This is a genomic window from Rathayibacter sp. AY1B5, from assembly GCF_002932795.1.
Taxonomy (GTDB): Bacteria; Actinomycetota; Actinomycetes; order Actinomycetales; family Microbacteriaceae; genus Rathayibacter.
In genome coordinates this window covers 439,855-446,413 of record NZ_PSWM01000001.1, presented here as the reverse complement: position 1 = coordinate 446,413, position 6,559 = coordinate 439,855, and the positions used below count along the sequence as shown (strand labels likewise).

Below are 6,559 nucleotides of genomic sequence, written 5' to 3'. Positions count from 1 at the left end.
GACGAGTGCCGGGCGGCGAGGGAGCGGGGGAGGGCGGCGCGTAGACTGGGGCGGCCATGATCCAGACTCTCGACCTCCGCGGCCGTCGTCCCTCCTCCGCCGAGCTCCTCGCCCTCGTACCCCGCAATCCGGGCACGTCGGCCGCCGTCGGGCCCGTCGTCGCCGAGCTGATCGCCGACGTCCGCGAACGCGGCGCGGAGGCGCTCCTCGACCAGGCGGAGCGGCTGGACGGCGTGCGCCCCCCGCACCTCCGAGTGCCCGCCGAGCAGATCGCCGAGGCTCTCGACCGCCTCGACCCGGCCATCCGCGGCGCACTCGAGGAGGCGATCGCGCGCGTTCGCCTCGCCAGCGCCGCGCAGATCCCCCCGCCCCGCACCACCGAGCTCGACGACGGCGCCACGGTCACCCAGCGCTGGCAGCCCGTCGCCCGCGCCGGCCTCTACGTCCCGGGCGGCAAGGCGGTCTACCCGTCGAGCGTCGTCATGAACGCCGTGCCCGCGCAGGCCGCCGGAGTCGCCTCCATCGCCCTGGTCTCGCCTCCTCAGAAGGCGTTCGGCGGCTCCGTGCACCCCACGATCCTCGCGGCCGCCGCGCTGCTCGGCATCGACGAGGTCTACGCGGTCGGAGGCGCCGGAGCCGTCGCCGCACTGGCCTACGGCGTCGACTCGATCGGGCTGGACCCCGTCAGCATCATCACCGGACCGGGAAACGTCTGGGTCACCACCGCGAAGCGCCAGGTGCTCGGCCAGGTCGGCATCGACTCGGAGGCGGGCCCGACCGAGATCCTCGTGATCGCCGACGACTCCGCCGACCCGCGCCTGGTCGCCGCAGACCTGGTCAGCCAGGCCGAGCACGACGAGGCCGCCTCCGCGGTCCTGGTCACCGACAGCGCCGAGCTCGCCGCCGCGGTCGAGCGCGAGGTCGCGGTGCAGGCCGCCGCCACCCACCACGCGGAGCGCGTGGCGATCGCGCTCGACGGCCCGCAGTCCGCGCTCGTGATCGTCGACGACCTCGAGCTCGCCTGCGCGTTCAGCGACGCCTACGGCCCCGAGCACCTCGAGCTGCACACGGCCGACCCCGTCGCGACGGCCGAGCGGATCCACGACGCCGGCGCGATCTTCCTCGGCCCGACCACCCCGGTGAGCCTGGGCGACTACCTCGCCGGCTCCAACCACGTGCTCCCGACGCTGGGGCAGGCGCGCTTCTCCTCCGGGCTCGGCGCCTACACCTTCCTCCGGCCGCAGCAGCTGATCTCGTACGACCGCGGTGCGCTCGAGCGCGTCGCCCCGCACATCCGCGCTCTCAGCGACGCCGAGGCGCTGCCCGCCCACGGCGACGCCGTCGACGCCCGCTTCGCCTGAGACCGAGAGGCCCTCGATGTTCTGCCCCTTCTGCCGGCACCCCGACTCCCGAGTGATCGACTCGCGCACGAGCGACGACGGCCTCTCGATCCGCCGCCGCCGACAGTGCCCGTCGTGCGGCCGGCGCTTCTCGACGACCGAGACGGCGAGCCTCGTCGTGATCAAGCGCAGCGGAGTCGTGGAGCCCTTCAGCCGCGAGAAGATCGTCAGCGGCGTCCGGAAGGCCTGCCAGGGCCGGCCCGTCACCGACACCGATCTGGCCGTGCTCGCGCAGCGGGTGGAGGAGAGCATCCGCTCCACGGGCGCCTCGCAGATCGACGCGAACGACATCGGGCTCGCCATCCTGCCGCCGCTGCGCGAGCTCGACGAGGTCGCCTACCTCCGCTTCGCGAGCGTCTACCAGGCGTTCGACTCGCTGGACGACTTCGAGTCGGCGATCACCCTGCTCCGCGCCGAGCGCACCTCCGTGCCCCACAGCGCCGACGAGATCTGAGGCCCGGGTGTACCCGCTCCTGTTCCGCACCGTCCTGCGCCGCCTCGACCCGGAGCGGGCGCACCACCTGAGCTTCCCGGTGATCCGGGCCCTCGGCGCCCTCGCGCCGGTCCTGCGCCGGGCCACCGTTCCGCGCGGAACGCCTGCGGTCGAGACGCTCGGGCTCCGCTTCGAGACCCCGTTCGGCGTCGCGGCCGGCTTCGACAAGGACGCCACCGCGGTCCTGGGCTTCGGCGCGCTCGGCTTCGGACACGTCGAGGTCGGGACCCTGACCGCTCGGGCGCAGCCCGGCAACGACCGGCCGCGCCTCTTCCGGCTGATCGCGGACCGCGCCGTCGTCAACAGGATGGGCTTCAACAACCACGGTGCCGAGGCCGCGGCGCAGCGGCTGATCCGGCTGCGCAGCGCGCGCCGCCGCCCCGTGATCGGCGTGAACATCGGCAAGAGCCGGGTGGTCGAGGTGGACGACGCGATCGAGGACTACCTGATCAGCACGCGCCTGCTCGCGCCGCTCGCCGACTACCTCGTCGTGAACGTCAGCTCGCCGAACACCCCCGGGCTCCGCGGCCTGCAGGAGATCGACCGCCTCGAGCCGCTCCTCGCGGCCGTCAAGGACGCGGCCGACACGACGCCCCTGCTGGTGAAGATCGCCCCCGACCTCTCCGACGACGAGGTCGGCCGCGTCGCCGAGCTCGCCGTCCGCCTGGGGCTGGACGGGATCATCGCGACCAACACGACGCTCTCGCGGGAGGGCCTCTCGACCGGTCGTGCCGTGGTCGAGGCGGCCGGAGCCGGCGGCCTCTCCGGAGCTCCGCTGGCCGCGCGCTCGCTCGAGGTGCTCCGCGTGATCCGGGGCGTCGTCCCTGCGGCCTTCTGCGTGGTCTCCGTCGGAGGAGTGGAGACGGCGGACGACGTGCGCGAGCGCCTCGACGCGGGTGCCACCCTCGTGCAGGGCTACACCGCCTTCATCTACCGCGGGCCTCTGTGGGCTCGGGCGATCAACCGGGGACTGGCCCGCGCCTCCTGACCCGCCGCGCACGACGAAGGGCCCCCGGAGCCGCGCGAGGCGCGGCCACAGGGGCCCTTCGTGGTCCGCCGTCCGACTACTCGGGGAAGGCGCGGCGCTTGACCTGGGGCTTCGGCAGGCGCATGACGCGCAGCTGGAGGGCGCGCATCGCGGCGTACCAGCGTATGCCCTTCTCGACCTTGTCGGCGCCGTAGCGCTCGGCGAGCTTCCGGCGCATGCGCATGCCGAGGAGGATGCAGTCGATCACCGCGAGGAGGAAGAACACCCAGAGGATGACGAGCGTCGCGTACTGCAGCTCCGGCTGCGGGAAGAAGCTCAGCAGCAGGACGACGACCATCACCGGGATGAGGAACTCGCCGAGGCTGAAGCGCGCGTCGACCCAGTCGCGCACGAACTTGCGCTGGGGACCCTTGTCGCGCAGGGGCAGGTAGCGCTGGTCGCCGGCGGCGAGGCCGATGCGGGCCTGCTCGCGCGACACGGCGGCCTTCTCGCGGGCGTCGCGGGCGGCCTGCTTGCGGTCGGTGACGACCAGCGGACGCTTGCGGGCCAGCTCCTGCTCGCGCCGGGTCGGCGTCGGCCGGCCCTTCCCGGAGCCGGGGGAGCCGGCGTCGTCGGGCGTGTCGGTTGCGATCGGGTGCTTGGCCACGGGGAACGTCCTTGGAATCGGGGGTCTCTTAAGATTACCTCCATGGCTCACGACGCTCCGACTCCGCCCGCACTCTCCTCCGTCGAGGAGGCCGTCCTCGCCGCCGTCCGCGACGATCTGCCGCGCTCGCTCGCCCAGCTCGGGCAGCTCGTGCGGATCCCGTCCGTCTCGTGGGACGGCTTCGACGCCACCCGCGTGGCCGCGAGTGCCGAGGCCATCGCCGAGCTCGCCCGCGAGACGGGCGTCTTCGACGACGTCGCGATCCACAGCGCCACGATCGACGGGACCGACGTGCTCGGCCAGCCGGCCGTCCTGGCCACCCGCGCCGCCCGGAACGGAGCGCCGACCGTCCTCCTCTACGCCCACCACGACGTGCAGCCGCAGGGCGCGGAGTCGGCGTGGGAGACGCCTCCGTTCGAGCCGACCGTGCGCGGCGACCGCCTGTACGGGCGCGGCGCCGCCGACGACAAGGCCGGAGTCGTCTCCCACCTCGCCGCGGTGCGCGCACTGCGCGAGATCGCGGGCGAGGACCACGACCTCGGGCTGGTCCTCTTCATCGAGGGGGAGGAGGAGTTCGGGTCGCGCTCGTTCCCCACCTTCCTCCGCGAGCACCACGACGCGCTCCGGGCGGACGCGATCATCGTCGCCGACAGCGACAACTGGGACGTCGACACGCCCGCGCTGACGGTGGGCCTGCGCGGCAACGTCACCTTCACCCTCACCGTCAGCACCCTCGCGCACGCCTCGCACTCGGGCATGCTGGGCGGGGCGGTCCCGGACGCGATGCTCGCGGCGGTCCGCCTCCTCGCGACGCTCTGGAACGAGGACGGCTCGGTCGCCGTCGCCGGCCTCACGGAGCACGACGGGGCGGTCCCCGAGACGACCCAGGAGGACCTCCGCCGCGACTCCGGGCTGCTCGACGGGGTCTCGCCGATCGGCACCGGCGCGATCCTCTCGCGCCTGTGGTCGAAGCCGGCCGTCACGGTCACCGGGATCGACGCGCCCAGCGTCGTCGACGCCTCCAACACCCTCGTCCCGTCCGTTCGCGTGAAGATCAGCGCCCGCATCGCCCCCGGCCAGGACGCGGAGGAGGCCTTCGCCGCGATCGAGAGCCACCTGCGCGCGAACTCCCCGTTCGGCGCTCACCTCGCGATCGAGGACGTCGACACCGGCAGCCCCTTCCTGGTCGACGCGACCGGCTGGGCCGTGGACCTGGTGAAGGGCGCGATGGCGGACGCCTGGGGACGCGAGCCCCTCGAGACCGGGATCGGCGGGAGCATCCCGTTCATCGCCGACCTCGTGCGCGAGTTCCCCGAGGCGCAGATCCTCGTCACCGGTGTCGAGGACCCCGACTCGCGCGCGCACAGCCCCAACGAGTCGCTGCACCTGGGCGTCTTCAAGCGCGCCGCGCAGACCGAGGCCCTCTTCCTGCTCCGCGCCGCCGCTCACCGCGACTGACCACGGGTCGTGGAATACCCCGGTGACCATCCGGGTTGCAGCCGTAGAATCCCGGTAGGCACGACGACCGTTCCGCCCGTCCCCTGAGGAGTGACATGTCAGACACACTGACCGACCAGACGGCGACCCCCCTCGCCACCCCGTCCAGCGCGGCCCACGGCGTCTCGATGACCCCGACCGCTGCCGCCAAGGTCAAGAGCCTGCTCGAGCAGGAGGGCCGCGACGACCTGCGCCTGCGCGTCGCCGTGCAGCCCGGAGGCTGCTCCGGCCTCATCTACCAGCTCTACTTCGACGAGCGCACCCTCGACGGCGACGCCGCGGTGGAGTTCGAGGGCGTCGGCCTGGTCGTCGACAAGATGAGCGTCCCCTACCTCGACGGCGCCTCGATCGACTTCGAGGACACCATCCAGAAGCAGGGCTTCACCATCGACAACCCCAACGCGGGCGGCAGCTGCGCCTGCGGCGACAGCTTCCACTGACACCGCGCGGTCCCGGGCCGCAGCGCGTCCGAACGGCGTCCGACAGTCCACTCCGGTGGCCCGTCGGGCGCCGTTCGTCGTGACTGCACCACTCGGCCGGGACGTCAAGAGCGGGTCGTCGTGCACCGGGCCGCCGGAGCGGAAGGGTAGGCTGGAGCCGGTCTAATACAGTTTCGTGTGAACTGGTCCCCAGTCTTCCGAAAGGTCACCGGTGCGCTTCAATCGCCGAATCCGCAGATGGGTCGCTGCCCCCGTCGCAGGAGCCCTCGCTCTCGTCCTCGCGGGCTGCACGCAAGAGCAGCTCCAGGGCTGGCTCCCCACCGAACCCGGCACGACGAACCACGTCGACCGCGTCATCGGACTCTGGGTCACCTCCTGGATCGTCCTGCTCGCCGTCGGCGTCGTCACGTGGGGTCTCACCATCTGGGCGGTGGTCGTCTACCGCCGTCGCAAGGGGCAGACCGGCCTGCCGGTCCAGCTGCGCTACAACATGCCGATCGAGATCTTCTACACGATCGTTCCGCTGATCCTCGTGATCGGCTTCTTCGCCTTCACCGCGCGCGACCAGGCCGCCATCGAGCAGCCCTACGACGACCCGGACGAGACCATCCAGGTGTACGGCAAGCAGTGGGCGTGGGACTTCAACTACGTCGACGAGGACGTCTACTCCGCCGGCATCCAGGGCCAGTACCAGGAGGGCGGAGACGCGGCCGGCTCGCTCGTCGAGTCCGAGATCCCCACGCTCTACCTGCCCGTCGGACAGAAGATCAAGATCCAGCTCGACGCGCGCGACGTGATCCACTCCTTCTGGGTCGTCGACTTCCTCTACAAGAAGGACATGATCCCCGGCAAGACGAACTACATGTACGTCACTCCGCTCAAGGAGGGGACCTACGCCGGCAAGTGCGCCGAGCTCTGCGGCGAGTACCACTCCGCGATGCTCTTCAACGTCAAGGTCGTCTCGCAGGGCGAGTACGACGACTACATCCAGTCGCTGCGCGACGCGGGCCAGACCGGTCAGCTCGGCGCGGAGTACAACCGCAATTCGAACCTTCCCGGAACCGGCGCGCCGGCCCGCGAGAACGAGGAGTAAGG

At 72.1% G+C, this 6,559-nt stretch carries 7 protein-coding genes; 6 read left to right on the top strand and 1 reads right to left on the bottom strand.

Features of this window, described 5'->3' with window-relative positions; translation table 11 throughout:
* The first annotated feature begins 56 nt into the window (after positions 1-56).
* The 3 genes from hisD to C5D44_RS02070 are packed head-to-tail and all read left to right on the top strand — an operon-like array spanning position 57 to position 2,881.
* Positions 57-1,361, top strand: coding sequence for a histidinol dehydrogenase (gene hisD / locus C5D44_RS02080; protein ID WP_104276436.1), 1,305 nt, complete (start codon positions 57-59; stop codon positions 1,359-1,361).
* A 16-nt stretch (positions 1,362-1,377) separates the two neighbouring features.
* Entirely contained in the window at positions 1,378-1,854 is a 477-nt protein-coding gene (nrdR, locus tag C5D44_RS02075) for a transcriptional regulator NrdR (protein WP_104224657.1), read from the top strand.
* Positions 1,855-1,861: 7 nt separating this feature from the next.
* A complete protein-coding gene (locus tag C5D44_RS02070; RefSeq protein ID WP_104280672.1) occupies positions 1,862-2,881 on the top strand; it encodes a quinone-dependent dihydroorotate dehydrogenase in 1,020 nt (339 codons plus the stop codon).
* 76 nt (positions 2,882-2,957) lie between these two features.
* On the opposite strand, the gene C5D44_RS02065 is transcribed toward C5D44_RS02070, so the two are convergent.
* Entirely contained in the window at positions 2,958-3,527 is a 570-nt protein-coding gene (locus tag C5D44_RS02065) for a DUF3043 domain-containing protein (RefSeq protein ID WP_181027102.1), read from the bottom strand.
* A gap of 42 nt (positions 3,528-3,569) precedes the next feature.
* On the opposite strand from C5D44_RS02065, the gene C5D44_RS02060 reads away from it, so the two are divergent.
* The 3 genes from C5D44_RS02060 (at position 3,570) to coxB (ending at position 6,557) form a co-directional block, all read left to right on the top strand.
* Positions 3,570-4,985 carry a dipeptidase gene (locus C5D44_RS02060; protein WP_104280671.1) on the top strand — a complete coding sequence of 472 codons (1,416 nt, stop codon included), beginning with the start codon at positions 3,570-3,572 and terminating at the stop codon, positions 4,983-4,985.
* Positions 4,986-5,080: 95 nt separating this feature from the next.
* Positions 5,081-5,464, top strand: coding sequence for an iron-sulfur cluster insertion protein ErpA (erpA, locus tag C5D44_RS02055; protein ID WP_104276433.1), 384 nt, complete (start codon positions 5,081-5,083; stop codon positions 5,462-5,464).
* Positions 5,465-5,675: 211 nt separating this feature from the next.
* On the top strand, positions 5,676-6,557 hold the full coding sequence (gene coxB / locus C5D44_RS02050) for a cytochrome c oxidase subunit II (protein WP_104224653.1): 882 nt from the start codon (positions 5,676-5,678) through the stop codon (positions 6,555-6,557).
* Positions 6,558-6,559 lie beyond the last annotated feature (2 nt).

Bases quoted from the DNA above. Each gene is read 5' to 3' on its own strand.
- hisD (WP_104276436.1), top strand. From the start codon at position 57: ATGATCCAGACTCTCGACCTCCGCGGCCGTCGTCCCTCCTCCGCCGAG.
- nrdR (WP_104224657.1), top strand. From the start codon at position 1,378: ATGTTCTGCCCCTTCTGCCGGCACCCCGACTCCCGAGTGATCGACTCG.
- C5D44_RS02060 (WP_104280671.1), top strand. From the start codon at position 3,570: ATGGCTCACGACGCTCCGACTCCGCCCGCACTCTCCTCCGTCGAGGAG.
- erpA (WP_104276433.1), top strand. From the start codon at position 5,081: ATGTCAGACACACTGACCGACCAGACGGCGACCCCCCTCGCCACCCCG.